The 24,201-nt window shown below is 69.4% G+C and carries 23 protein-coding genes and 2 pseudogenes; 11 read left to right on the top strand and 14 right to left on the bottom strand.

The window, feature by feature from the left end; genetic code table 11:
• Positions 1–104: 104 nt before the first annotated feature.
• Both ACGFI1_RS29340 and ACGFI1_RS29335 read right to left on the bottom strand, forming a co-directional pair.
• Positions 105–452 (bottom strand): annotated as a pseudogene (locus ACGFI1_RS29340) (DUF5753 domain-containing protein); the annotation flags it as partial.
• A gap of 50 nt (positions 453–502) precedes the next feature.
• Positions 503–769 carry a helix-turn-helix domain-containing protein gene (locus tag ACGFI1_RS29335; protein WP_392789807.1) on the bottom strand — a complete coding sequence of 89 codons (267 nt, stop codon included), beginning with the start codon at positions 767–769 and terminating at the stop codon, positions 503–505.
• Positions 770–937: 168 nt separating this feature from the next.
• Here ACGFI1_RS29335 and ACGFI1_RS29330 point away from each other — a divergent pair, with 168 nt between their 5' ends.
• Both ACGFI1_RS29330 and ACGFI1_RS29325 read left to right on the top strand, forming a co-directional pair.
• Positions 938–1,264, top strand: a complete 327-nt coding sequence (locus tag ACGFI1_RS29330) for an ATP-binding protein (RefSeq protein WP_392789822.1) — start codon at positions 938–940, stop codon at positions 1,262–1,264.
• 142 nt (positions 1,265–1,406) lie between these two features.
• Positions 1,407–1,613 (top strand): hypothetical protein, encoded by a 207-nt coding sequence (locus ACGFI1_RS29325; RefSeq protein ID WP_392789805.1) that lies wholly within the window; start codon positions 1,407–1,409, stop codon positions 1,611–1,613.
• Positions 1,614–1,823: 210 nt separating this feature from the next.
• Here ACGFI1_RS29325 and ACGFI1_RS29320 read toward each other — a convergent pair whose 3' ends face one another.
• Positions 1,824–2,102: a hypothetical protein gene (locus tag ACGFI1_RS29320; RefSeq protein WP_138639161.1), complete on the bottom strand. Its 279-nt coding sequence runs from the start codon at positions 2,100–2,102 to the stop codon at positions 1,824–1,826.
• Between the two features lie 982 nt (positions 2,103–3,084).
• Between ACGFI1_RS29320 and ACGFI1_RS29315 the strand changes: the two genes are divergently transcribed.
• Positions 3,085–3,624, top strand: a complete 540-nt coding sequence (locus ACGFI1_RS29315) for a GNAT family N-acetyltransferase (protein WP_386875199.1) — start codon at positions 3,085–3,087, stop codon at positions 3,622–3,624.
• Positions 3,625–3,683: 59 nt separating this feature from the next.
• On the opposite strand, the pseudogene ACGFI1_RS29310 reads toward ACGFI1_RS29315, so the two are convergent.
• Together ACGFI1_RS29310 and ACGFI1_RS29305 are read right to left on the bottom strand one after the other, a co-directional pair.
• Positions 3,684–3,980 (bottom strand): annotated as a pseudogene (locus tag ACGFI1_RS29310) (carboxymuconolactone decarboxylase family protein); the annotation flags it as partial.
• Positions 3,981–4,339: 359 nt separating this feature from the next.
• On the bottom strand, positions 4,340–4,471 hold the full coding sequence (locus ACGFI1_RS29305; protein WP_392789801.1) for a LuxR C-terminal-related transcriptional regulator: 132 nt from the start codon (positions 4,469–4,471) through the stop codon (positions 4,340–4,342).
• A gap of 118 nt (positions 4,472–4,589) precedes the next feature.
• Between ACGFI1_RS29305 and ACGFI1_RS29300 the strand changes: the two genes are divergently transcribed.
• Positions 4,590–5,126, top strand: coding sequence for a hypothetical protein (locus ACGFI1_RS29300; protein ID WP_392789799.1), 537 nt, complete (start codon positions 4,590–4,592; stop codon positions 5,124–5,126).
• 55 nt (positions 5,127–5,181) lie between these two features.
• On the opposite strand, the gene ACGFI1_RS29295 is transcribed toward ACGFI1_RS29300, so the two are convergent.
• From ACGFI1_RS29295 to ACGFI1_RS29280, 4 genes are all read right to left on the bottom strand, one after another.
• Positions 5,182–5,544 (bottom strand): GNAT family N-acetyltransferase, encoded by a 363-nt coding sequence (locus tag ACGFI1_RS29295; protein WP_392733854.1) that lies wholly within the window; start codon positions 5,542–5,544, stop codon positions 5,182–5,184.
• On the bottom strand, positions 5,541–6,041 hold the full coding sequence (locus ACGFI1_RS29290) for a carboxymuconolactone decarboxylase family protein (RefSeq protein ID WP_392789798.1): 501 nt from the start codon (positions 6,039–6,041) through the stop codon (positions 5,541–5,543). Before ACGFI1_RS29290 ends, ACGFI1_RS29295 begins: the two co-directional genes overlap by 4 nt.
• A gap of 99 nt (positions 6,042–6,140) precedes the next feature.
• Positions 6,141–7,784, bottom strand: coding sequence for a cytochrome bc1 complex cytochrome b subunit (gene qcrB / locus ACGFI1_RS29285; protein ID WP_392789795.1), 1,644 nt, complete (start codon positions 7,782–7,784; stop codon positions 6,141–6,143).
• A gap of 292 nt (positions 7,785–8,076) precedes the next feature.
• A complete protein-coding gene (locus ACGFI1_RS29280) occupies positions 8,077–9,270 on the bottom strand; it encodes a hypothetical protein (RefSeq protein WP_392789793.1) in 1,194 nt (397 codons plus the stop codon).
• A gap of 586 nt (positions 9,271–9,856) precedes the next feature.
• On the opposite strand from ACGFI1_RS29280, the gene ACGFI1_RS29275 reads away from it, so the two are divergent.
• The 3 genes from ACGFI1_RS29275 to ACGFI1_RS29265 all read left to right on the top strand — a co-directional run bounded on the left by ACGFI1_RS29275 (position 9,857) and on the right by ACGFI1_RS29265 (position 12,946).
• Entirely contained in the window at positions 9,857–11,536 is a 1,680-nt protein-coding gene (locus ACGFI1_RS29275; protein ID WP_392789791.1) for an alkaline phosphatase D family protein, read from the top strand.
• Positions 11,533–12,402 (top strand): galactose-binding domain-containing protein, encoded by an 870-nt coding sequence (locus ACGFI1_RS29270; RefSeq protein ID WP_392789789.1) that lies wholly within the window; start codon positions 11,533–11,535, stop codon positions 12,400–12,402. The genes ACGFI1_RS29275 and ACGFI1_RS29270 overlap by 4 nt, the downstream gene beginning before the upstream one ends.
• Before the next feature lie 352 nt (positions 12,403–12,754).
• Positions 12,755–12,946: a hypothetical protein gene (locus ACGFI1_RS29265; protein ID WP_392789787.1), complete on the top strand. Its 192-nt coding sequence runs from the start codon at positions 12,755–12,757 to the stop codon at positions 12,944–12,946.
• A 34-nt stretch (positions 12,947–12,980) separates the two neighbouring features.
• On the opposite strand, the gene ACGFI1_RS29260 is transcribed toward ACGFI1_RS29265, so the two are convergent.
• The 4 genes from ACGFI1_RS29260 to ACGFI1_RS29245 form a co-directional block, all read right to left on the bottom strand.
• Positions 12,981–13,919: an amidohydrolase family protein gene (locus ACGFI1_RS29260; protein ID WP_392789785.1), complete on the bottom strand. Its 939-nt coding sequence runs from the start codon at positions 13,917–13,919 to the stop codon at positions 12,981–12,983.
• A 39-nt stretch (positions 13,920–13,958) separates the two neighbouring features.
• The gene (locus ACGFI1_RS29255; protein ID WP_392789782.1) at positions 13,959–14,795 is read right to left on the bottom strand and encodes an alpha/beta fold hydrolase; all 837 of its coding nucleotides are present in this window, start codon (positions 14,793–14,795) and stop codon (positions 13,959–13,961) included.
• A complete protein-coding gene (locus ACGFI1_RS29250; RefSeq protein WP_392789780.1) occupies positions 14,792–15,697 on the bottom strand; it encodes a VOC family protein in 906 nt (301 codons plus the stop codon). Before ACGFI1_RS29250 ends, ACGFI1_RS29255 begins: the two co-directional genes overlap by 4 nt.
• Before the next feature lie 205 nt (positions 15,698–15,902).
• Positions 15,903–16,538, bottom strand: coding sequence for a TetR/AcrR family transcriptional regulator (locus ACGFI1_RS29245; protein ID WP_392789778.1), 636 nt, complete (start codon positions 16,536–16,538; stop codon positions 15,903–15,905).
• 202 nt (positions 16,539–16,740) lie between these two features.
• Between ACGFI1_RS29245 and ACGFI1_RS29240 the strand changes: the two genes are divergently transcribed.
• The 3 genes from ACGFI1_RS29240 (at position 16,741) to rox (ending at position 20,784) form a co-directional block, all read left to right on the top strand.
• Entirely contained in the window at positions 16,741–18,306 is a 1,566-nt protein-coding gene (locus tag ACGFI1_RS29240; RefSeq protein WP_392789775.1) for a bifunctional 3-(3-hydroxy-phenyl)propionate/3-hydroxycinnamic acid hydroxylase, read from the top strand.
• Positions 18,307–18,399: 93 nt separating this feature from the next.
• A complete protein-coding gene (locus ACGFI1_RS29235) occupies positions 18,400–19,089 on the top strand; it encodes a pentapeptide repeat-containing protein (protein WP_392789773.1) in 690 nt (229 codons plus the stop codon).
• Between the two features lie 249 nt (positions 19,090–19,338).
• Complete coding sequence (rox, locus tag ACGFI1_RS29230; protein ID WP_392789819.1) at positions 19,339–20,784, top strand: rifampin monooxygenase; 1,446 nt, start codon at positions 19,339–19,341, stop codon at positions 20,782–20,784.
• A 34-nt stretch (positions 20,785–20,818) separates the two neighbouring features.
• Here rox and ACGFI1_RS29225 read toward each other — a convergent pair whose 3' ends face one another.
• Entirely contained in the window at positions 20,819–21,343 is a 525-nt protein-coding gene (locus ACGFI1_RS29225; protein ID WP_386875170.1) for a pyridoxamine 5'-phosphate oxidase family protein, read from the bottom strand.
• A 325-nt stretch (positions 21,344–21,668) separates the two neighbouring features.
• Here ACGFI1_RS29225 and ACGFI1_RS29220 point away from each other — a divergent pair, with 325 nt between their 5' ends.
• Positions 21,669–24,170, top strand: a complete 2,502-nt coding sequence (locus tag ACGFI1_RS29220) for a collagenase (RefSeq protein WP_392789770.1) — start codon at positions 21,669–21,671, stop codon at positions 24,168–24,170.
• Positions 24,171–24,201 lie beyond the last annotated feature (31 nt).

Genomic DNA, 24,201 nt, shown 5'->3' with positions numbered 1-24,201 from the left:
CCAAGCTACGGTGCTGCCCCCACCGGGCCGGTCACCTGGCCAAGGCCATCCACGTCCTTCAGAACCGCGAGCTCAACGAATGTTGAAAAAGGGTCGGTGTAGGCGAGGTCCCGGTCCCCGACCGTGAGGAGCACAAAAGGGCCGTCAAGGCCCGGATGAGCACCCGCGTTCTTCTCCACTATCCGGATACTGACGAAGGGAAGCTCGCTCAACTCGATCAGCCGAGTGAGTTGGCCGCGCATGACGTCCGGACCGCCCACGATTTGCGACACTGCCGCCCAGCTGAGAAGGGCCGTCACTCGCGGTGGCTTCGTCTTGCCGAATACGGTGGCCTGCCGCGCCAGTCGCCGGTCAAGGGCCGCTTCAAGATCCTCCGCAGTTCCGGCGCTCAGTGCGGCACGCGCGTAGTCCGGTGTCTGGAACAGCCCCGGGATGACCGATGACTCCCACATCCTGAGCCTTGACGAGCGCGCCTCCAACTCGGCGAGTTCCAGCAGCCAAGTCAGTTGCCCTCGTCGGCACGCTCGGCGAACCCGACCAGGGCCGTGAACATGCCGTCCGTGTTCCACACACGGTCGATGATCTCCGCATGCTCCCGCTTGAGCTTGAGCGTGTCGGACTCGTACCGGGAAACAGTCGAACGGTCACAGTCAAGCAGGTCACCGAGAGCCTGCCCCGACATCCCGTGTGCTTTTCGGTAGCGAAGCAGGTGGAACGCCATGAAGTGCCAAATCGATCTTGACGGGTCGAGTGATTCCCGCGCGAGCATGGCCTCTCCCGTTTGTTGCGGATGATTCCGGAACGTAGCGAGCGCAGCTCAGAGCGAGCACGCTTACACCCGAAGTAACCGGCAACGTTCCGAAGGTCGTAGCGATATGTCCGTACCTGCCCCAGAAATCCCGACTCTTATTCTCGATCCCGACGAAACGCGCCGGCGCTGGCAAGGGATTTCCTTGCCACTCTGTTCCGGGAGTGGGGTTCCGCGGGCGACTTCATGGCGCGTCTGGTGGTGTGCGAGCTGGTGACCAACGCCTGGCGGCACGGCGAAGGCCAGATCATCCTTCGCGTCTTCCGCGACGTCCGCGCTGACCTCGCGGTGATCGAGGTGTGGGACCAGGGGGATGGACTGCCGGTGGTCGGTCCCGAGGACTTCGAGGCGACCTCGGGGCGGGGCCTGCTGCTGATGTCGCGAGTCGTGGACGACTGGGGAACCCGACCCATCGCGGAAGGCGGAAAGATCGTATGGGCCAAGTGCGCCCTGTGAAGGCCCAGATTGAGCGGTACGTCCTGCGGTGGCGGACGTACCGGGGCCAGGCTGAAGCCGAAAGGTTCCTGAGCCTGTTGGCGTGGCTCTGGAGCCTCGGGGGTGGCGTCTGGTCCGGCTCCATCGCCCGCAGGGGTTCTCGGTGCCCCTGCTGTGGATCTACGCCGGCGGCCCCGACGATCACGTCGGACTCAGTGTCATCGTGCTCGCCGTTCCGGGTGGTGCGTGGGGATACCACGACGCTGAGCGCGGACGGCGCGGCTACCTGGCTCCCTGTGGAGACGCCAAAGCCGCCGCCGGACAAGTCGAAGACCTGCTCAAGCACCGCATGTTCCCCGGCACCTGGTAGGCCACAAGAGGGGCGACCCCATGGGGTGGGGCTCAGGGATCGACCCTCATTCCCGGCGGTGACGCACGGCCCTGGCTGGGGAGTTCGGGCCGTCGCTCGTCACCGTCCGCCCCGCCTCTCCGCTTAACCCCCGGAGCAGAGAGGTGGGGCCACGCTTCCCGTGCAGCATGCTGAGCGGATCGACCGCTCGTCGTAGGGGCGCGTTGCCGCTCAGTCGTCCTCCGGCTCTATCAGGCCCATGGCGAAGGCGAACGTCTCCACGAACTCTCGGTATGCCGAATCCGTCTCACTCGCGGCCAGGGCCGCCAGCTCGTCAGCAACCCGCTGCTTGTCCGCCTCGGAAAGCTGGTTGAGGAGGTAACCGGCGTACTCCTGCTGCTTGATCGCCGTGTCATCGTCCAACACCACCTCGTCGCAGGTCTCGAAGAACCAGGTGTACGCAACTACCACCTTGAGCAACTGCGTGACCAGTTGAGGGGATTCGCTCATCCCCGCATCCCACCAGACCCCACCGACGTGATGGCATCGCCGTCCGAGTTACCAGCGCTCATCTAGGTGAGCCAGCAGGGTGCGGAAACGGCGAGCATCGCGCCGGGGCAGAACGTGAGCAGCCGCCTCCAAGTAGGAGCGCACCTCCCAGGGGTCGGCGCAGCACTCCCAGAAGCCGCAGCCCTCGTATCTCGGGTCGTGGAGCCGGCGGTGGGGATCGTCCAGGACCGCTCCCCAGAGTCGGAGGGCCTGTCCTGTGGTTCCTGGGCCCCTGCGGCGAAACTCGAACTGGATCAGCATGGTCATGCCGTGGGGCGATAGCCCAGGGATGCACGCCACGAGCCCTCGGCCCGCGGGCGGGAGGGTCGATAGTTGCGCTCTGCGGAGTTGGCCTGGCCGTCTACGCGGCATGGCCCTTTCGTGTCGACATCATGCCGCACATCGTGACATGAACCGATGCCTAGAGGCCGAGGTCGCTGCCGGCTGGGCTAGCCATTACTGCGTCGTCGGCGGCATTCCCGCCTCGGTCGGCTCTGAGCGATCGGCTACGAGAGGTGTCCGCAGTTAGGGAGCGTCAGTCTTGGCGGGACGAGTTGCTCATGTCTGTTGTGTTGAGACCAGGCTGCACGTTCGTTTGTGACACTTGCGATCACCTGTCCGGGGGCGTTCGGTTCCTAGGGCTTCGTCCAGTGGGTAGCCCTGGTCCCTCCGGCTGACTGAAGCGCGAAGGTGGTTGGTGTCAGGCAGCGGGGACGCGTCCTCGTCCCACGGGGGCGGCGAGGACGCGCACCGCCGCCGGTGATGTGTCGATCAGTGGCGTGAAGGCACGGCCATGGCCCGGGCCTTTGGTCCCGTCTACAGCCGCCGGGTGTTGGGAAGTGCCATGTTGAGTGCCCTCCGCTGATGCCGGCGAGGTACGGCGGGTGATTGCCTGGAGGGCACGCATGACGTTGAGGACGCCTGTTTCATCGGAGGGGACGAGATGACGCATCAACTGGTTTCCGAACGGCTCGTCCTGCGGCCGTGGGCGGTGGACGACGCCGAGGCCGCGCTCGACATCTACGGCACCGGCGAGGTCACGCGCTGGCTCAGTCCGGCGATGGACCGGGTGGCGGACGTCGATACGATGCGCTCGCTGCTGGAGCGGTGGATCTCCGAAGGCGCGCGCCTGATCGTCCCCGGTGGTCGCTGGGCGATCGAGAACCGCGAGTCCGGGGAGCTGGTCGGGGCCGCGACGCTGCTGCCGCTGCCGCCGGACGAGGCGTACGAGATGGGATGGCAGCTCCGGCCCACGGCGTGGCGGAACGGCTATGCCACTGAGGCTGGGGAGGCCTTGGCGCGGTGGGCGTTCACGCAAGGGCTGGAGGAGGTGATCGCGCTCGTCCGGCCGGCGAACAAGCGCGCCGCCGCGACGGTCAAGCGGATCGGCATGGAGTGGGTCGGCGAGACCGAGAAGTATTACGGGCTGCGGCTTCAGGAGTACCGGCTGCGTCCTGGCGACCTTGATGTGGATGGCCTATAGCGTCAGCGCGTCCCTTCGACACCGCTCAGGCCAAGACTAGATGTGGTTACCGGTCGGCTTCAGCCGTGGACGGGGTACCGGCTGGTGATCGCGACACGGTTGAAGGCGTTCATCACCGTTGTCAGCCAGACGACCGCCGAGAGCTGCTCCGGGGAGAGGACCGCCGCGGCGGCCTTGTAGTCGTCGTCGCTGACGTGCCCGTCCGGCACCTGCGTGACCGCTTCGGTCAGGCGGAGGGCGGCGCGGTCCGTCTCGGAGAAGTAGCCCGTCTCACCCCACGCGGGCAGCACGGCGATCCGGTCGGGGTTCTCGCCCTTCTTGAGAGCGTCGCGCGTGTGCATGCGCAGGCAGAACGCGCAGCCGTTTGATCTGGGACGTCCGGATCCTCACCAGTTCGATCAGGAGCGGGTCGAGGCCGGCCGCGACGGCGCTCTCCTCCACCTTCGCCGACCAGTCGATGAGGCTCTTGTAGGCGCTCGGGTGCTGCTCACCGATATGGACACGCTGTGCATTGGTCACGGTTCCTCCGGTTCGGACTTGCGGGCTGCGTCCCTGCGTTCGGTTCGTATCGTCGGCGGGGTCACCAGGTAGACGGGCTCGCCACCTGGGTTGTGACAGGCTGACCGGCCTCGTGTGAGAGCCGCCTTGCGCTTGGCTGCGGTGAGGGTGCGGGTCGCGGCCCACGGGCTGCGGTGCCACCGCGTGCGGTCGGCCGTTAGGACAGGACGCGGTCTAGTTGGCTGCGTGAGGTCATGCCGAGGTTCCGGAAGAGATTGCCCAGGTGATACCGCACCGTGCGGGCGCTGATGGCCCGCGATCCGTGGACCAGACCCCTTTGAGCGGTCACCCGAATGCACGATATGTGCTGCTCGAGGTGGACGTGATGTCACATCTGCGGCCCTGCTCTGGTCTTCCTTATGCCGGGTCGGCCGACACCCGCCGGGTTATGAGGACAGGGAGCCGAGATGGACGCGCTGCCGGAAAAGAACTATTCCGACCCCGATTCATGGCGCATCGAAGGCGCCGCCAGCGAGGCCGTTCTGTCGGCGGTCACCGGAAGCGGCACCGAACCGATCTTCCGGTCGGCGGACCTGGAGGGGACGTTCATTCTGAACCGATCCGGACTGCTGTCGGGCTTCTCCCTCGGCCTCGACCTGCCCGAGCAGGCGCTTCCGGCCCGGCGGTGGGGGCGGTACCCGCCCAGCCTGTTCTGGGAGGCATCGGGCCTGCAGCCGAGCGGGGCGGAGCCGCACGGCCTGGAGGGACGCGGCACGCTCGCCCTCGGGCACCGGGAGACGCGGACGGCGCTGTCGGGAACCTGCACGCGGGTGCCGAACGCGCGCACCGGCGTCCCCTACCTCAAGATCGTCCTGGAGACGGTGTTCGCGTCGGCCGCCCTGTGGTGGCCGCGTGAGGCGCGGCGGCGGCTCCGGCCCGTCCAGCTCACCCTGTTCGCCGAGATCCGTCCCGTCCGCATCGGCCCGGACTCAAGGGGCCGGTAGGGCAAGGCACTCATTCGTTGGCGGAGACGGGCGGGGCCGTGCCCGTGGGCGCGTGTCAGCTCCGGCGGGAGGTCACCTGGCGCAAATGTTCTGGTCTGGGCTTGACGATGTGGTCGTTGTACTCGGGGTGCTTCGGGAGCCACGCGGCGACATAAGGGCAGACGGGAACAATGGCGTATCCGTGGGCGATGACGTCGTCGACCACGGTGCGGACCAGCAGGGAGGCGAGCCCTTGGCCGCTGTAGTCCTCGGAGACGCCCGTGTGGAACAGCACTCGCTGGACGCCGCCGGTGGTGTCGACGTCGACATAGCTCTCCTCACCGATGATCTGGTCCTCCGGGTCGGCGGCGTCGTGGTCGATGAGGACGTAGCGTGATTCATCGGGCCGATGCTGCACCTCGAAGCGCTGGCCGGTCATGGTCGTCCTTTTTCCTGTGATGGCGTGTTCTCGGTCGTGCCGGGGTGGTGCCGCGGCCGGACGGGATGCTGGCTGAGGACGGAGACGCGGTTGAACGCGTTGATCGCGACCGTGACCCATTCGGCCGCGCCGAACCCGTCCTCACCCAGAATCGCGCGCGCCGCCTCAAGGTCGGCATGCCCGTCCTCGGTCACCGGAAGCAGGGTGCCCGCCTCCGCGACGGCGAGGACCGCGTCCTCGCGGTCGGTGTAGACGGCGGACTCGCGCCAGGCCGGCAGCAGGTCCAGTTTCTGCTGGGGGACGCCGGCCCGCCGGGCCTGCCGGGAATGCAGGTCCAGGCAGAACGCGCAGCCGTTGAGCTGGGAGGCGCGCACTTTGATCAGCTCGATCTCCTGGACGCTGAGTCCCCGCCCGAGCGCGGCGCCGCGGATCTCCTGCGAGAAGGTCAGCGCGGCCTGCCACGCCTCGGGCATCACCTTGTCCAGGAACGGCCTCACCTGTCTCCTCACTCTTGATCGGTCCCGGTTCTCATCGGTGCCCGGGACGAACCCGGCGACGGCCGCCGGCTCGGCGGCCGGCCGCTCGGTGTCTTCGGCCTATTCGTGAGCGCTGGATTCGACCGCTTTTCGTGCCCGGTCTTCGTGGCCGTCCGGCGGCTCGGGGTGCTCGGCCAGATCGGCGGTGAAGCGGCGGTTGAGCGCCAGGCGCAGCCTGCCGAGTGCCTGGCGGCTTTCGGGGGCCGGCACTCCGTTCTCCTCGGGACGGCTGAGGACGATCGCCGGGGGCGGGCGCTCGTCGGTGATGGGGGCGGCCTCCTCTGGACGCAGGCGCCGCTCGACCTCGGAGTGCCGGCCGTCGGGAGAGCGGACGATGACGCCGGTCTCCACCCCGTGCTCGACCAGCGCGCGGTCGCGCAGCTGCAGGCCGAGGCAGATCCGGTAGGTGACGGCGTACGCGAGGACCGGGCCGAGGATGAAGGTGACGCGGAAGAACCAGGTCGTCCAGTAGAGCGGGATGTGGAAGGCGTTCGCGATGACGTCGTTCCCGCCGGCGGCCCACAGCGTGCCGAACCAGACCATCCCGGCGACGCCGAGGCCGGTCCGGGCGGGGACGTCGCGGGGACGGTCCAGCAGGTGGTGGACCTGGCGGTCGCCGGTCACCCAGCGTTCCAGGAACGGGTAGAGGGCCAGCCCGGTGAACAGGATCCCGGGGACGATCAGAGCGGGGATCAGCACGCCGAACGCGATGGTGTGCCCCATCACGTTCCATTCCCAGCCGGGCATCATCCGCAGTGCGCCCTCCAGCCAGCCCATGTACCAGTCGGGCTGCGAACCGGAGCTGATCGCGCCCGGGTCGTAGGGGCCGTACAGCCAGATCGGGTTGATCTGGAACAACGTGGCGAGGATGACGCAGGTGGCGATGATCCAGAGGAACCACGCGGTGGTCTTGGCGATGAAGACCGGGTAGAAGGAGTAGCCGTACTGGGTCTTGTTGGTGGCGCCCTGGCCCGGGTATGACGTGTGCATCACCCGCCAGGTCATCAGGACCCCGTGCAGCGGGATCAGCGCGGCCAGCAGGCCGGGGATCAGCAGGACGTGGACGACGTACAGCCGGGAGATGATCATGTCGCCCGGGAACTCGCCGCCGAACAGGAACATCTGCAGGTACGAGCCGACCAGGGGGACGCTCAGGATGACGCCCTCCAGGATCCGCAGGCCGGTGCCCGACAGCAGGTCGTCGGGGAGCGAGTAGCCGAACAGCCCGTTCAGCATCACCAGCATGAACAGCACGATCCCGACCAGCCAGTTCAGTTCGCGGGGCTTGCGGTACGAGCCGGTGAAGAAATGGCGGAGCATGTGGACGAGGATCGCCGCCATGAACAGGAGCGTCGCCCAGTGGTGGATCTGGCGGACGAGCAGCCCGCCGCGCACGTCGAACGAGATGCGCAGGGCGGACTCGTACGCCTGGCTCATCTCGACGCCCCGCAGCTTGGTGTACGACCCGTCGTAGACGACCTCCTCCATGCTCGGCACGAAGAACAGGGTGAGGAAAACCCCGGTCAGAAGGATGATGACGAACGCGTACAGCGCGATCTCACCGAGAAGGAAGCTCCAGTGGTCGGGAAACGCCTTGCGCATCGACTTCCGGGCCCATGCCGCTCCCCCGAACCGCTTGTCGATCGTGTTGGCCGCGCCCGCGAGCGCTCCCTGTGCCCCGCGGCCCTTCTGGTCGGCTACCACGGGAACCTCCCGGCTGCGGCACGCGCCCGCGCGACGGCACCGTTCCCGGAGACATGCCGGAAGGGCGTGTCCGTCACGGGCAGCGCGGCAAGACCGGCCTCCCGACTTCGGAGAGTGATGGCATGCATAAGGTCTGGTCCTTATCAGGGGTCACTGGTTCTCACCAGGGATGACCAAGTAGGACCATCGAGTTGTGACAGTTGGGGGCGTCCAGGGGGAAATTGGGTCGAGCCCCGCCGTCCGTCTCCCTGTGGCGCAGTTCCGGCAAGGTGGGGTCAGCGATGGGAGGGGGTCAGCCCCTGCTGGTGCAGGTCTGGGTAGGCGAGGGGGTTTGATAGGCGGCGGCCAGGCACCGGCCCTGGGACTGTTGGGCGAAGGCATTGGGGTGCAGTGACTCCTGCTGGAAGCCCTGGCTGGTCTTCATTCCGGCGGTGCCGAAGCGCACCCACTCCATCTGGCCGCCCAGCTCACCGGCGTCTTCGCTCGGGCCTGCCTGGCGGGTGCCGTTCTCGCAGAGGGCGTGGCCGTCCAGCGCGTGGAGCATGCTCAGGAAGGTCACATTCTTGTCGGCGGCGATCTTCTGCAGCATTGTGTCGATTGCGGGGGCCACGGTGTCGTGCATGAGGTCGAAGTCGGCGTTCCACAGCGGGCAGCCGCCGACAAGTGTCCGCTTGGTCTTGCCGCCCCCGGCCTCGGGGAAGATGTCTCGCACCTTGCCGCTGGTCGGTACTGGAGACGGGTAGGACTGCAAGATCAGCTTGTAGCCGCCGGAGGGTGATCCGGCCGCGTTCATCACCTGGCGGATCTTGTCGATCACTTTTCCGACGTCCGTGGCGACCTGCGGCAGTTGAGCGAGTAGGCGTTGCCCTTCGCCGGTGGCGGCGCATGACGGCCTGCTGTTCATGTACTGATCCGTGCAGCGCCGCAGGAGGTCCGACAGGTGCAGGTCGTTGCCGCCGATCGACACCACGATCAATTTCACCTGATGAGTGGCGGCCAGTGTTTGCAGTAGCCGCGTCTGCGGTTCCTTGTTCTCTTTGAAGGGCTCGGTGAGGAGGTGCTCCGTCTCGGCTCCCGAGCAGGCCAGATTGACCGGAGTGAGCGCGATCTGCCGGGTGCCGGTTATCTCGGCCACATCCGAGCGGTGGCATCCGGTGGTGGTGGGCCGCCGGGGATCGACCGCGGTTCCGTCATAGACCCGCTTCGGGTCATAGCGGCAGAAACCTGCGAAGCGGTAGGCGGCGCGATCGGTCCCGCCTCGGGTGCAGAACGCCGCGGCGGCGAGATCGCCGTTGCCCCACCAACGCCCCGCCTCACCGGAGATGAAACTGTCTCCCAGCGACACCGCCACCGGCTCGGCCTTCTGAGCGAAGGCCCCCTGGTCTGCGGCTCTGGCCTGGGGCGCCCAGGCCGAGTAGGCGGCCAGCATCCCGGCGATGGCGGTGGCGAGTGCGGCGAATCCAGGACGCTTGCTGCCTTTGGTCATGAATGGAACCTCCCAGGCGATATGAGGATGAGAACCGTCCTCCACTGCCTGATTCGGAACCACGAAGAGAGGAGTCGGAACCACGGAAAGAGGAGGATGACAGCGTTCAGCGAACGCCTCGCGTTCTCATACTTGCACAGCGCAATGATGGCGTGACTCGACTGCGTGGAGAGTGCTTTCTGACGGCCGAGGGATCGCACTGTGCGTCGCTCGCCAGGACATCACCGCCATTCCCGGGCAAAACCGCGCCACCATGCCATTTTGGTGCTCGCGGGTCGACCGGCATCGGAATCGCGGCCGGCCGTCAACCGGTTCGACGCTCCTATCGGCTGCCGGCGGGCGCGACTCCCACGCACGCTCGGCGATGTGGTCCTCATGCCCGCGGTGCATCGTGGGCCGGGGCCCGGTCGAGTCGAGGTGGCGGCGTCGGGCTCCGCACGAGGCCGAGCCGCCTCCCGGCTCCGAGTGTTAACCGGGGGGAGACATCTATCAACTTTGGCGTTATTTTAACGTCAAGATCGCAGGCGATCCTGATATGGACTCAGTTCGGCGTGTGTGGACGGCGGACGGGAAGGGAAGCGTGCAGGTGAGCAGAGACGTAGAACCCGGGCCTGCCTTGAGTGATCTGGGCAGGCGGCGTTTCCTGGGGTACTCCGGGATCGGGGCGCTGGCGCTGGCCTTCGGGCCGTTGCAGGCCGAGCCGTCGGCCCTGACCCGCGAGGTGGCCCGGTTCAAGAACGATCCGTTCAGCCTCGGCATCGCGTCCGGCGACCCGCTGCCCGACTCGGTCGTCCTGTGGACCCGGCTGGCGCCGGAACCGCTGGCCTCGCTCGGCGGCATGGAGCCGCACCGCGTGCCCGTCCGCTGGCAGGTCGCCGAGGACGCGAGGTTCCGCCGGGTGGTACGGCAGGGGACGGCGACCGCCAGGCCCGAGTACGCGCACTCGGTGCACGTCGACGTGCGCGGACTGCGCCCCGGAAGGGAGTACTTCTACCGGTTCAAGGCGGGCGACGAGATCTCACCGACCGGACGGACCAAGACCGCCCCCGCGCCCGGAGCGGCGGCGAGCGCGTTCACCTTCGGAATGGTGTCGTGCCAGGCATGGTTCGACGGCTACTACACCGCATACGGCCACCTGGCCGAGGAGGACCTCGACCTGGTCCTTCATCTGGGCGACTACCTCTACGAATACGGCGTCCAGACCAATGGCGGCAGGCCGGACACACCGGTGCCGGGCAAGTTCCACTCCCCCACCGTTCACCTGTCGGATTACCGCGACCGGTACGCGCTCTACAAACTCGACCCGCAACTGCAGGCCGCGCACGCCATGGCACCGTGGATCGTCACCTGGGACGACCACGAGGTCGTCGACAACTACGCCGGCCTCGCCCATCCGTCGGCGCCGCCGGAGGACTTCCTCGTCCGCCGCGCCAACGCGTACCGGGCGTACTGGGAGCACATGCCGCTGCGGGCACTGGAGCCGGCCGGTCAGAACATGCCGCTGTACCGCCGGTTCACCTTCGGCCGGCTGCTGGAGTTCAGCGTCCTGGACACCCGCCAGTACCGCAGTGACCAGGCGTGCGGCGACGGCCTGAAGACCGACTGCGACCAGCGGCTGGACCCGTCCCGGACGATGCTCGGCGACGCCCAGGAGTCATGGCTGCTGGACGGCCTCGGACGTTCGTCGGCGAAGTGGAACGTCCTGGCGCAGCAGGTGATGCTGTCGCAGGTCGACTTCAACACCGATCCCGGGCAGGCGCTCGGAATGGACCTGTGGGACGGCTACAAGCCGTCCCGCGACCGGCTGCTGAACGGGATCGTCGAGCGAAAGGCCCGCAACCCGATCGTGCTGTCGGGCGACTTCCACCGCAGCATGGCCGCGGACGTCAAGCAGGACTTCGACGACCCCGCCTCCCCCACGATCGCGACGGAGTTCCTCGGCTCCTCCATCTCGTCCGGCATGGACGGGGCGGACATGGACGAGTACGGCTCGCAGTTCCTCGCTGCCAACGACCACATCCGCTTCTACAACGGGCAGCGTGGATACATGACGTTCCGCGTCACACCGGACACCTGGAACGCGTCCTACCGTGTCGTCCCGTATGTCCGGGAACGCGGTGCACCGGTGTTCACCCGCGCGAGCTTCGCCGTCGAGGACGGCAGGCCCGGCCTGCAGGCCGACTCCGCGAGCACGGCACGCGGCAGGAGCTACCTGTCCGCCTCCGAAGTCGACCCTCCCGAGCCGCTGAAGGGGAAGCGCCAGTGAGCGTTCGCAAGATCATCGCACTGCTCGCCGTATCGCTCACGGCGGTCGCCGGTGTCGCCGTCTACGCCGGCGCGGCCTCCGCCGCCGGGCAGGGGCGCGGGTCCGTCACGATGACGGTGCGGTCCGGGACGCTGGACGTGCTCGCCGCCCCCTGCGGCGGCGAGCCGCTGGTGATCGACCTCGCCAACTCCGGCTCCGAGGGCGAGTACGTCGACGTGTTCATCACGCCGGAGCGTCCGCTCCTCACCTCCCATGACGTCATCTCGACCTACGTACCGCCGAACCGCGACGTCGTGGTCCGGGCGCAGGTCTCCGCGCCGCTCGGCTCCGCCGGTGGGACGCACGACGTGTCGCTGCGGCTGGGGCCGCGCGGGCCTCGGGTGGAGAAGGCCGTCACGGTCACGCCGAAGCCGTCCGGACCGGGTGCCAACCTCGCCCTCGGCGGCCCTGTCAACGCCTCGTCCACGCACGGCAACTTCAACGTCTGCGGCGGCGTCGACGCCAATACCGACTCCGAGGACTGGTCCACGCTGACCGGCTGGAACGACGGCACGCGCGCCGCCTTCCCGGACACCTACACGGTCGAGTTCGGCGGCCCGCAGCCGATCGACCGGGTCGTCCTGTACACGCTGGACTCCGCGCGCTACCCCGCTGCCCGCTACGGCCTGCGCGACTTCGATGTGCAGGTGCTCGGCAGCGGCGGCGAGTGGACGACGGTGTCGAGCGTCCGCGGCAACACCGCGGGCCGGCTGGAGATCCCGTTCGACCCGGTGGCCTCCACCACGTCCGTGCGCATCACCGCGCTGGCGTCCAACAGCGGCGACTACTCCCGCATCGTCGAACTGGAGGTCTACCAGGACTCGTAATCTCCGCCGACGCCCGAGGGGAGCCCCAGAAGGCAGGACACCACGTGGTCCGGGACGTGCCTCGATACCCGCCACCGAGCATCCCGGCCACCACCCTGGACGCGCGTTTCTCCGGCGGCCAGTGCACTCGCACAGGCCGCCGGAAACACGGGAAAGCGTTCCGGCGAGGCGCAGGAGGAGCGTGGGCGACCCGCCTCGGCCCAGCGCCCTACCCGCTCATCGTCATTCACGGGTTCTCATTCTGCCCCACGATTTGGAGTCGGCCGGCCTGAAGCGCACATGAGCCGCCGCGAACGCTCTACGGGCTTACGATGACAACGCGAGGGCACTGCCGTGCCGCCGGAGGCATCGCATGAGCTGCTTTGGTTGCGTCCTGGCCCTTCTCTCGACCTTCGGCGGGTTCTGCATAGGCTTCATTCTCGGTGCCCTCATCGCCGACGCCATGGGCCTCGAAGGCGTCGGTTTCCACGCCCTTGCCATCCTCGGTGCCATCGCAGGCGCCATTGCGGGTGCCGTTGAAGGCCGGCGCGATCCCGTTGATTAGTGCCGGGTTTTCGGTGCCGGTCGGGGTTGGGCGGCTACTTCGGTACCAGGCGGGGGAACAGCGGGTGGGCGTTGGTGCGGGCTATGGCGTCGTCGGTGGCGATGAAGTCGGTGAAGTAGGAGACGGCCAGGTCGGGGGCGAAGGGCCAGTCGCTGCCGTAGAGGACGTGTCCGGGCTTCGCGAAGGCGTGCAGGGACGGTAGTGCCGAGGGGCTGGAGGACAGGGCGGTGTCGAAGTAGAAGCCGGCCAGGTCGTCCAGGACGGCGGCGGGGTCGCGGCCGGTCTCGGCGAACACGGCGACGGCCAGCCGGTGCGCGGCGTAGGGGACGAAGCCCCCGGCGTGCGACAGGAGGAACCGGATGCCGGGGTAGCGGCGCGGGACGTCGTGCTTGACCAGGTTGAACGCGGCGCGGGTGGTGTCGAGCAGGAAGTCGGCGGCGAACGGCGGGATGCCTTCGGCGGGCGGGCCCGGCAGTTCGGCGGGGTGGACGAACACCACGGCCCGGCGCTCGTTCAGGACGTCCATCAGCGGGTCGAGGGCGGGGTCGCCCAGGTACAGGCCGCGGTGGTTGGCCAGCAGGACGACGCCGTCCGCCGACAGGTCGTCGAGGGCGCGCACCGCCTCCCCGGTGGCGGCGGGCACGTCGGGCAGCGGCAGCGACGCCCAGAGGCCGAAGCGGTCGGGGCGGTCGGCCACCAGCGCGGCGCCGAAGTCGTTGACCCGGCGGGCCATGGTGCGGGCCTCGGCGTCGTCGCCGAGGTGGACGCCGGGTGTGGTGAGCGACAGGACGCCGGTGGCGATGCCGTGCCGGTCCATGAAGTCCAGGGCCAGGTCGGGCGCCCAGTCGGGCAGGGCGCGTCCGCCGGGGGCGTGGACGCCGTTGCCGCGCAGCCAGGCGGCGTAGTCGGACGGCACCATGTGCTGGTGCACGTCGATCCGGGCGGGTCGCGGCCGGTTCGCGGGTTCGCTCATAGGTCGGTCCCAGGGGTGGAGGCGGGTGCGCGACGTGCGCTAGATGCGGCCGGTCAGGAAGGCGCCGACGACGTGGGCGAAGCGTTCGGGCTGTTCGATCTGGGCCCAGTGGCCGGCGTTGGGCATGACGTACAGCTGCGCGTCGGGGATGTGCTCGGCGAAGTAGTGCCCGGCCGCCGGGGGGATGATGCGGTCTTCGCGCCCGTGGACGACCAGTACGGGCGTGCGGAGGCCGGTGAGCTGGTCGGGTTCGTAGAGTCCGGGCAGGTTGTGGGCGAAGGTGGCCAGGTGGGAGCGGCGGACCTCGGGGCGCCGGATCCGGTCCATCCGGCTCTCGGCGATCTTCTCCAGGCTCGCGCCGAGGACGGACGGGTCGTGGGTCATCGCGCGCATCAGACCGGCGAGGGCCTCGGCGGTCGGGTCGTCGTAGTAGGCGACGAGCTTCAGGAGGTCCTCGGTGGGCGGGACGGGGGCGCCGCCGCTGCCCATCAGCACGATGCGGCCGATCCGGTCGGGGGCCCGCAGCGCCATGCCCAGGCCGATGATGCCGCCCATGGAGTTGCCGACCAGGTGAGCGCGCTCGATGCCGAGTTCGTCCAGGAGGCCGAGCAGGGTGTCCTGGCGCAGCCGGGTGAAGTCGGCGGCGGTGGGCGGGGGCGGGTCGGGGTGGCTGGAGTCGCCGAACCCGATGATGTCGGGCGCGATGTTGTGCAGTTCGCCGGACAGGTCGCCGATGACGCGTTCCCAGTTGGACAGGGCGGTGGCGCCGGGGCCGGAGCCGTGCAGCCACAGCACCGCCTCGCGGGACGGGTCGCCGGTCTCGTGGACGCGGAAGCGGTGGTCGCCGACGGGAACGTCCGCGGTGGTGATCGTCATCGGTCGTCTCCGGGGCAGGGCCGGGCGATGCCGGGCGGGAGCGGTTCGGCGGGCGGGTGGTGGCCCCAGATGCTGAAGGAGTCGTAGGCGCGGGGCGCGGCGGCGGTGTCGCCGACCTGGATCCCGCCGTGCCCGTACTCGATCTCGAAGCCGGACGGAGTACGGACGTAGAAGGAGGTCATCAGGTCGTTGACGTGCCGTCCCAGCGTCATGGCCAGGGGCAGCCCCCGTTCGAGGACCTCGTCGTAGGCGGTGCCGACGTCGTCCAGCGAGGCCGTTTCCAGCATGAGGTGGTGGAAGCCGGCGACGCCGGGCACCTCGGCGAGCGCCAGCGAGTGGTGGCGGGTGTTGCAGTGGTAGAACCGGATCGCCATGCCGGGCTGGTCGATCTGGTCCGACAGCCGGAAACCCAGCACGTCGCAGTAGAAGGACTCGGCGTCCGGCAGGCTCGGCACGACAAGGACCGCGTGGCCGAGTCCCTGCGCCCCGGTCACGAACCCCGACATGGGGCGTCCGGGCCGGAACGACGCCGGGACGGTGCGGCGGCCCCAGGTCAGTTCGTGGCGGAACCCGAACACGTCCTCGAACCAGACCAGTTCGACGACGGCGCGTTCGGCGGCCAGTTCTGTGTCGGCGTGGTGGACGATGACACCGGCGTCGGCGAGGCGGGCGCAGGCGTCGGCCAGGGCGCGCGGTCCGTCCACGGCCCAGCCGAGGTAGGCCAGGTCATCGTGGTCGCCGGGGTGGATGCTGACGCGGTGGACGGCGTCGTCCACCCGCAGCCGCACCGCGCCGTCCGGGCCGGGCGCGGCCAGTTCGGCGCCGAGGATCTCGGGGCCGAACGCCTCCCATTCCTTCGCGGCCGGGGAGACGAAGCCGATGTAGCTCAGTGCCTGGATCATCCTGCTCCTCTGTCATCGGGCCGTGAGACCCGCGGTCGCCGCCGCGACGTCCGCGCCGGGGTCATCGAAGCCTCCCTGTCTGGAACGGTCAGTCCAGTCCGGAACGATTGGTACGGAGACTAGGCAGCCGTGGGAGGCCGCGTCAATGGGGGCGGGAAGGCGAAAGCCCGCCGTCACACGCGGACGGCGGGCGGCGGAGCCGCGGTCAGGCGGTCAGGTGGTCCCAGGCGGCGTCGATCGTGAGGGCGAGCCGGTCGAACTGCCCGTGCAGGTCGAAGGCGTCGGGGGCGAGCTGGTAGGCCATGAACAGCCCGTCCGCCGCGGCGAGGGTGAACTCGGCGAGCCGGCGGGCGCCGGCCCGGCGTTCGGCGTCGGACGTCCCGGCGACCAGGGGCAGGAACACGTTGACGGCGAAGTCCAGCACCTCGGCCCGGATGTCGAGGAACAGCTGGCGCGCCTTGGCCTCGACCGGACGCCGTTCGAGGGTGAGCATCATGCCGAGGCGCAGGAACTCCGGCTGGTCGAGGAGGCTGGCCGCCAGGGCCGCGAACGCCTCGCGCAGGCCGGCGGCGCGGTCCGGGCCGAGCGTGCGGGCCGACGCGGCCGCGAACAGGCGGTCGCGCCAGAGGTGGTAGCTGCGCTCGATGACGGCGGCCAGCAGGTCGTCCTTGTCGCGGAAGTGCCAGTAGATCGAGCTCCGCGGCAGGCCGGAGCGCTCGCTGACCAGCGCGATGCTCGTGCCCTCGTAGCCGCGCTCGGCCGCGATCTCGACGGTCGCGTCAAGGATGCGCTGACGGGACTGCTCGCCATGCTGCTGGCGGCGCTCGGTCTTCGGCCCCATCCCCGTCCTCTCGGGTTCCGCTCCTTCGGCGGGCACTGCTGATCCGTGCACCAGTCTCCCAGCCCCAGGGCTCGGGCCGACCCGTCCGGGGGCGGACCCCTGTTGACGGATTGTTCCACGGCCGCCTACTCTCCGGACCAATCGTTCCGGACTGAACCGATCGTTCCAGACGAGCGGTGCCAGCGCAGGGAGGCAGCCCGCCGTGTCCGCGTACCCGCAGTACGACGTGGCCGTCATCGGCTACGGCCCCACCGGCGTGACGGCCGCCAACCTGCTCGGCGCGCTCGGCGTGTCCGTCGCCGTCATCGAGCGCGACGCCTCCGTCTACGACCGCGCGCGAGCGATCTCGACCGACGAGGAGGTGCTGCGCGCCTGGCAGCGGACGGGACTCGCCGAACGGCTGAAGCGCGACATGCTGCCCGACCGGCCGATCGACTTCGTGGACGCCGCCGGGCGGTCGTTCATCCACGCCGTCCCCTTGCCGCGCGGCCACGGGCACCCGCCGCAGATGTTCATCTACCAGCCCGCCCTGGAGCACACGCTCCGGGCCGGCGTCGAGCGGTACCCGAACGTCGAGGTGCTCCTGGAGCACGAGTGCCTGCGCGTGCGGCAGGACGACCAGGGCGTCGAACTGCTGGTCGCCCGGCTCGGGGAGGAGCGGCCGACCCTCCTGCGGGCGTCCTACGTCATCGCGGCGGACGGCGGTTCCAGCCCCACCCGCGGACAGCTCGCGGTCGGCTTCGAGGGACGCACCTACGAGGACCGCTGGCTGGTCATCGACACCGAGATGCTCAAGGAGTGGCCGGACTGCGACCGGCTGCGCTTCCACTGCGACCCCGCCCGTCCCGCCGTCGACTGCCCCACCCCGCTGGGCCACCACCGCTGGGAGTTCCCCGTCCTGCCCGGCGAGGACGAGGCGGACCTGGTCGCCGACGCGTCCGTCCGGCGGCTGCTGGACCGGCAGGGCATCACCCCCGAGCACGTGAAAGTCCTGCGCGCCACCGTCTACAGCCACCACGTCCGCTTCGCCGACCGCTGGCGGATCGGCCGGATCCTCCTGGCCGGCGACGCCGCGCACGTCATGCCGCCGTGGATCGGGCAGGGCATGGCCGCCGGCGTCCGCGACGCCGAGAACCTGTGCTGGAAGCTGGCCGCCGTGCTCTCCGGCGCGCTGCCGGACACGGTCCTGGACAGCTACCAGGCCGAACGCGCCCCGCACGTGCGGAACATGACCCGTCGCGCGGTGTACGTCGGGCGCATCATCACCGAGCGGCGGAGGTGGCTCACCGCGCTGCGCAACCCGGTCTTCCGCGGGCTGGGCAGGCTGGGCCGCCTCAACCGCACCTTCCAGGCCGCGTCGTGGATCCCGGCCTGCCGCTACCGCGAGGGCTTCTTCCGCGCGTCCGAGGGGACGGCGGCTCCGGGCCGCAAGATCCCCCAGCCCTGGGTACTGGACGAGACCGGAACCCGAGTGCGGCTCGACGATGCGCTGGGGCCGGGCTGGTCCCTGCTGCACCTCACGCCCACTCCCGACGCGGCATGGCAGGCCGCAGCGGACACCACGCTGCACGTGCTGCCCGCCGGCTCGCCCCCGAGACCGGGCGCACTCGTGGACGCCGACGGAACCCTGACCGGCTGGGCGAGGCGGATGCGGGCCGTCGCCCTCGTGCTCCGCCCCGACGGCATCGTCTACGCGGCCGCGACCGCGAAGCGCCCCCTGCCGCCGCCTCCCTTCCTCCAGAGTGGCCGGCGTGGTCGTGCGCGCTGACGTTGACATGGTCGAACCAAGCGGCCTGCGGGCCGGTCCGGATCGGGTGCGGTTCGACCGCGTCTGGGGTGCTGCACCGGTAACGTCGCGGCCATGCCAGCCCGCACCCGCGGTGCCCGGCGCGTTCAGCGCGTCTCGCCGCTCCGCGACCCCAAGCCGCCCCGGCTTCCGGAAAACCTCTCCCCGGCCTCCCTTGCCGACCGGGAGCTGACCCACGATGGGAAGTACCTGTCGCTGGCCTTCGGCCCCGGCCGGGTGACCGGCGCCGACACTGAGAACGTCGAGGTCGAGCGGTGCCGTTTCACGGGCGGCACGCTGGCGGGTTCGCTCGTCCGGGCCGAGATCACCGACGCCGAGCTGACCGGCTGCGACCTGGCCAACCTGAAACTCCGGGACTCCCACGTCTCCACCACGGCCGTCCTGGACTGCCGGATGACCGGGATGCGGCTGGACGACGGCGCGCTGCGGGAGGTGCTGTTCACCGGCTGCCGCGCCGACCTGGCCTCGTTCCGGTTCGCCCAGTTGCGCGAGGTGGTGTTCCGCGACTGCAACCTGTCGGAGGCGAACTTCCAGAACGTCGAACTGACGCGGGTCCAGTTCGAACGCTGCACCCTCACCGCGGCGCAGTTCTCCGGGGCTCGGCTGGCCCAGGTCCGCTTCTCCGGCTGCGACCTGTCCGGGATCGGGGGGATCGGTTCACTGAAGGGCGCGATCATGTCCCGGGCGGACGCCGCCGCCGTCCTCGACCAGCTCGCCGCCGCGCTGGGCATCACGATCGACTGACACTGCACCGCGAGGCGGCGGATAAAGGAGTGGACGGTGCGATGTCCGGGCTTGTAGCTTGCGGGTAGCCGTGACACCGCCCGAGGAGGTGAGACCCATGAACGCTGTATCGATGTGGGTGCTCCCCTCGTCGTCATGGTCGGGCGATTGACGTAGGGGTCGCCGGGAGCGCCTCGCCAGTCAGGCACTCCCGAAAGGCAACACCCCATGCGCTCTTCGCAATTCACCGCCGGGCCGTCGTCGGACGACATGGCCGATCGCGCGCCCCTCGCGTACGACGTCGTCATCGCCGGATGCGGGCCGACCGGTGCGATGCTGGCCGCCGAACTGCGGCTGCACGATGTGCGGGTCCTCGTTCTGGAGAAGGAGACCGAGCCGGCTTCGTTCGTCCGTGTCGTGAGCCTGCACATCCGCAGTCTCGAAGTGATGGCGATGCGCGGGCTGCTGGAGCGTGTTCTCGAACACGGAAGGCGGCGTCCCGCCGGCGCCTATTTCGCCGCCATCGCCAAACCCGCGCCCAAGGATCTGGATTCCGCGTACGCCTACCTGCTGGGCATTCCGCAGCCGGTCATCGATCGGCTGCTCGAAGAACGCGCGGTCGAACTGGGGGCGCAGGTCCGGCACGGGTGCGCGGTGGCCGGTTTCGAGCAGGACGGCGAGGGGGTGACCGTCGAGCTGGCCGATGGTGAACGAGTGCGGTCGCGTTACCTCGTGGGCTGCGACGGCGCGCGCAGTACGGTACGCAAAGTGCTCGGCGTCGGCTTCCCCGGCGAGCCCTCGCGGAACGAGACGCTGATGGGCGAGATGGAAGTGAGTGCGCCGCAGGAGGAGATCGCCGCCAAGGTGGCCGAAATCCGCGAGGCCCATCCGTCCTTCAGCCTCGGGCCGTTCGGCGGGAGGGCCTATCGCGTCGTTGTCCCCGCCGCGGGAGTCAGCGATCGCGCGGAGCCGCCCACGCTCGAAGATTTCAAGCGGCAATTGCGCGCCATCGCCGGAACCGACTTCGGCGTGCATTCCGCGCGCTGGCTGTCGCGCTTCGGCGACGCCACCCGGCTGGCCGAGCACTACCGGGTCGGGCGGGTGCTGCTGGCCGGCGACGCGGCGCACATCCACCCGCCCGCCGGCGGTCAGGGCCTCAACCTCGGCGTTCAGGACGCGTTCAACCTCGGCTGGAAACTGGCCGCGCAGATCCGCGGCTGGGCGCCGGGGACGCTGCTGGACACCTACCACGCCGAACGTCGTCCGGTCGCCGAGGACGTCCTGGACAACACCCGCGCGCAGACGGAGCTGACGTCCGCCGAGCCGGGCCCGCGGGCCGTGCGCAGGCTGCTCACCGAGCTGATGGACTTCGACGAGGTGAACCGCCACCTCACCGAGAAGATCAGCGCGATCGGCGTCCGCTACGACTTCGGCGAAGGCCCCGACCTGCTCGGCCGCCGCATGCCCGACATCGGCGTGGCCCAGGGCAACCTCTACAGCCTGCTGCGTCGCGGGCGCGGCCTGCTCCTGGACCGCACCGGGCACCTGACCGCCGACGGCTGGTCGGACCGGGTCGACCGCCTCGCGGATCCCGCCGCGGAGCTGGACGCTCCGTGCGTCCTGCTGCGCCCGGACGGCCACGTCGCCTGGATCGGCGACGGCCGGCGGGACCTGGACGACCACCTCGCCCGCTGGTTCGGCGAGCCCGCCGGCTGATCCCGCGAGGCGGTGTTCCGGTCACCGCGCCCGGCTAGGCGTCGTCGGCTTCGAGCTTGGCGATGTCGGACGCGTAGGCGACCATCCAGTGCGGGCGGAGCTGGTAGTAGACGACCTCGTCCCAGTCGAAGAGGTCGGCGCCGTAGAACTCCTTGAGGTGGGCGAGCAGTTCGGGCCAGTCCGCGTGCGGCCCGCCGTCCCGCGGGTTGAGGACCTCGACCGTGCCGTGCGTGAACACGCCCAAGTCCTCGCCTCGGATGTGGGCGGCGCTGACGGCGGGGCGGGCGGCGAGGTGGCGGGCCTTGGCGGCGTCGCGCGCGGTGCCGAAGTGCCACTTCCCGTGCAGGAAGTGCCCGTCCACGCCGCTGATGCGCGGCTCGCCCTTCGCCGTCACGGTCGACAGGGCCAGGACGCACATCCCGGTGAGGACCTTCGTGAGCTGCCCCGCCGCCACCGCGCGCTCCCCATTGACGATCGAGCGGAGATGCGAGGTGGAGCGGGACAGGGAGGCGTCCAGGAGGGCCTGCAGTTCCTTGAGGTCTGCGGGCGTTTCGTACATCGAGGTCCTTCTCTCTGGGTGTGCTCGTTCGTGGGCCCGGTCCGCTTCTGCGCTAGATGGCGGCCGGTGAAACCCATCCTGGCGGCAAAACCTGACATCCCACGGCAGGTTTCCTTGCGGTCTCCGGACGCGGGTGCCGCCGGGAGTGCCGAGGTGGATCCTCCATAAGGCAGTTCGATGGATCTGCGTATGACCACGGGGCGGGTCTGGTCCGCACACTGCGGGCGCACGCCTTTCCGAGCCTCCGGGAGTTGGGCCCCGGAGTCCCCCTGCGAATCCGTCCGGCGGCGGTGCCGGACGGCCCACCCCCCGGAGGGAAACCCCCGTGAGTAACAGACGCAGAGCCGCGCGATGCCTGATGGCGTCGCTGGCGGTCGTCCTCGGGACGACGTTCCTGGCCGCGCCGGCGGTCGCCGCGCCGAAGCCGCCTCCCGTCACCGGCGGCGACGTGGTGCGGCAGCCGCAGAAGTCGCCGCTGCCCGTGAAGGACCGGCCGCCGCTGGCGGCGGAGAAGGACGCGCTCAAGAGCCCCGACGCGAAGCACACGGAGCACCGGCGGCCGTCCAGCACGGCGAAGAAGGGGATCAAGGCCGCCGCCTGCAGCCCCAGTGAGTTCACGAGCCGTTCCGGGAGCGCGCTCGTCCAGCAGGTCAAGGCGTCCACGACCGACTGCATCAACTCGCTGTTCAGCCTGACCGGCGGGGACGCCTACTACGCGTTCCGCGAGTCGCAGATGACGACGATCGCGTACGCGCTGCGCGACAACGGCGTCTACTATCCGGGCGACAACAGCACCAGTACCGCGCAGCTCGTCCTGTACCTGCGCGCCGGGTACTACGTGCAGTGGTACAACCCCTCCACCGTGGGGAGTTACGGCCAGTCGCTGAAGACCGCGATCCAGGCCGGACTGGACGCCTATTTCGGCAACGCGAAGTCGTCGACGGTCAGCGACGCGAACGGCGAGGTGCTCGCCGAGGCGGTCACGCTCATCGACAGCGCGCAGGAGAACGCCCGCTACATCTACGTCGTGAAGCGGCTCCTGAACGGATACAACAGTTCCTACGACGCGTCGTGGTGGATGCTCAACGCCGTCAACAACGTGTACACGGTGCTGTTCCGCGGCCACCAGGTTCCGGAATTCGTCACGGCGGTCCAGTCGGACCCGAGCCTCCTCGACACGTTGAACTCCTTCGCGGCGAACCACCTCGGCCTGCTCGGCACCGACCGCAGCTACCTGGCGTCCAACGCGGGACGGGAGATGGCCCGGTTCCTCCAGCATTCCGCGCTGCAGGGCAAGGTCAGGCCCTTGGCCAAGGGGCTGCTCGGCCAGAGCGCGATGACCGGGAAGACCGCTCCCCTGTGGGTCGGCATCGCCGAGATGACCGACTTCTACGACAAGGCGAACTGCTCGTACTACGACACCTGCGACCTGCAGCAGCGGCTCGCCCAGAACGTCCTGACCATCACGCACTCGTGCAGTTCCAGCATCAAGATCCGGGCGCAGGACATGACCGCGTCCCAGCTGTCGGACACCTGCGCGAGCCTGCTGAACCAGGACGCCTACTTCCACGGCCTCGTCAAGGACGGCAACAAGCCCGTCGCGAACGACGGCAACACCACCATCGAGGTCTGCGTCTTCGACTCCAGCACCGACTACCAGACGTACGCGGGCGCGATGTTCGGCATCGACACCAACAACGGCGGGATGTACCTGGAAGGGGACCCGGCCGCCGCCGGGAACCAGCCGCGGTTCATCGCCTACGAGGCCGAATGGGTGCGCCCGAAGTTCGAGATCTGGAACCTCAACCACGAGTACACGCACTATCTCGACGGCCGCTTCGACATGTACGGCGACTTCAACGCGAACGTCGCCACGCCCACGATCTGGTGGATCGAGGGGTTCGCCGAGTACGTCTCCTACTCCTACCGGAAGGTGACGAACGACTCGGCCATCGCCGAGGCCGCCAAGGGCACCTACGCGCTGAGCACGCTCTGGAACACCACCTACGGCCATGACACGACCCGCATCTACTACTGGGGCTACCTGGCGGTGCGGTACATGTTCGAGAAGCATCCCGGCGACATCGCCACCGTGCTCGGCTACTACCGGACGGGCGACTGGAACGCCGCCCGCACGTTCCTGACCAGCACGATCGGCAGCCGCTACGACGGCGACTGGCGGACGTGGCTCGCCGCGTGCGCAGCCGGCGCCTGCACCGGCGGGGGCGGCGGCAACCAGGCGCCGTCCGCGCGGTTCTCCTACTCCGCGAACGGGCTCGCGGTCGCCTTCACCGACCAGTCCACCGACGCCGACGGGACGATCGCGTCCCGGCGCTGGGACTTCGGCGACGGCGCCACGTCCACGGCGGCCAGCCCGTCCCACACCTTCGGGGCCGACGGCACCTACACCGTGTCCCTGACGGTGACCGACGACGCCGGGACCACCGGCACCGCGTCCCAGCGGATCTCCGTGTCGGCCGGGGGCGGCGGGACGACCCCCGAGTGCACCGGGTCCGACACCCGGCAGCTCGACCGGAACTGCCAGCGCGGCAACCTGTCGGCGGCCAAGGGCGGCACCGCCTACCTCTACCTCTACGTTCCGTCCGGCACCCGGTCGATCACCATCACCTCCTCCGGCGGGACGGGTGACGGCGACCTCTACTACAGCTCCGGCAGCTGGGCGACGCCGTCGTCCTACAACCAGCGCTCCACCAACACCGGGAACGGCGAGACGCTCACCATCGCCAACCCGCCGGCCGGTTACAACTACGTCAGCCTGTACGGGAAGGAGGCGTTCAGCGGCGCGGCCGTGAAGGTCGAGTACTGACCCGCGGCATCGAAAGGCCGGGGCCGGACCG

Source organism: Actinomadura geliboluensis, from assembly GCF_043197915.1.
Classification (GTDB): domain Bacteria; phylum Actinomycetota; class Actinomycetes; order Streptosporangiales; family Streptosporangiaceae; genus Spirillospora; species Spirillospora geliboluensis.
This window is presented reverse-complemented; position numbering and strand designations above follow the sequence as displayed.

Coding starts and splice junctions, on each gene's coding strand:
- ACGFI1_RS29235 (WP_392789773.1), top strand. CDS start 18,400: ATGCCAGCCCGCACCCGCGGTGCCCGGCGCGTTCAGCGCGTCTCGCCG.
- ACGFI1_RS29225 (WP_386875170.1), bottom strand. CDS start 21,343: ATGTACGAAACGCCCGCAGACCTCAAGGAACTGCAGGCCCTCCTGGAC.
- ACGFI1_RS29250 (WP_392789780.1), bottom strand. CDS start 15,697: ATGATCCAGGCACTGAGCTACATCGGCTTCGTCTCCCCGGCCGCGAAG.
- ACGFI1_RS29335 (WP_392789807.1), bottom strand. CDS start 769: ATGCTCGCGCGGGAATCACTCGACCCGTCAAGATCGATTTGGCACTTC.
- rox (WP_392789819.1), top strand. CDS start 19,339: ATGGCCGATCGCGCGCCCCTCGCGTACGACGTCGTCATCGCCGGATGC.
- ACGFI1_RS29315 (WP_386875199.1), top strand. CDS start 3,085: ATGACGCATCAACTGGTTTCCGAACGGCTCGTCCTGCGGCCGTGGGCG.
- ACGFI1_RS29260 (WP_392789785.1), bottom strand. CDS start 13,919: ATGAGCGAACCCGCGAACCGGCCGCGACCCGCCCGGATCGACGTGCAC.
- ACGFI1_RS29265 (WP_392789787.1), top strand. CDS start 12,755: ATGAGCTGCTTTGGTTGCGTCCTGGCCCTTCTCTCGACCTTCGGCGGG.
- ACGFI1_RS29255 (WP_392789782.1), bottom strand. CDS start 14,795: ATGACGATCACCACCGCGGACGTTCCCGTCGGCGACCACCGCTTCCGC.
- ACGFI1_RS29300 (WP_392789799.1), top strand. CDS start 4,590: ATGGACGCGCTGCCGGAAAAGAACTATTCCGACCCCGATTCATGGCGC.
- ACGFI1_RS29280 (WP_392789793.1), bottom strand. CDS start 9,270: ATGACCAAAGGCAGCAAGCGTCCTGGATTCGCCGCACTCGCCACCGCC.
- ACGFI1_RS29245 (WP_392789778.1), bottom strand. CDS start 16,538: ATGGGGCCGAAGACCGAGCGCCGCCAGCAGCATGGCGAGCAGTCCCGT.
- ACGFI1_RS29295 (WP_392733854.1), bottom strand. CDS start 5,544: ATGACCGGCCAGCGCTTCGAGGTGCAGCATCGGCCCGATGAATCACGC.
- ACGFI1_RS29320 (WP_138639161.1), bottom strand. CDS start 2,102: ATGAGCGAATCCCCTCAACTGGTCACGCAGTTGCTCAAGGTGGTAGTT.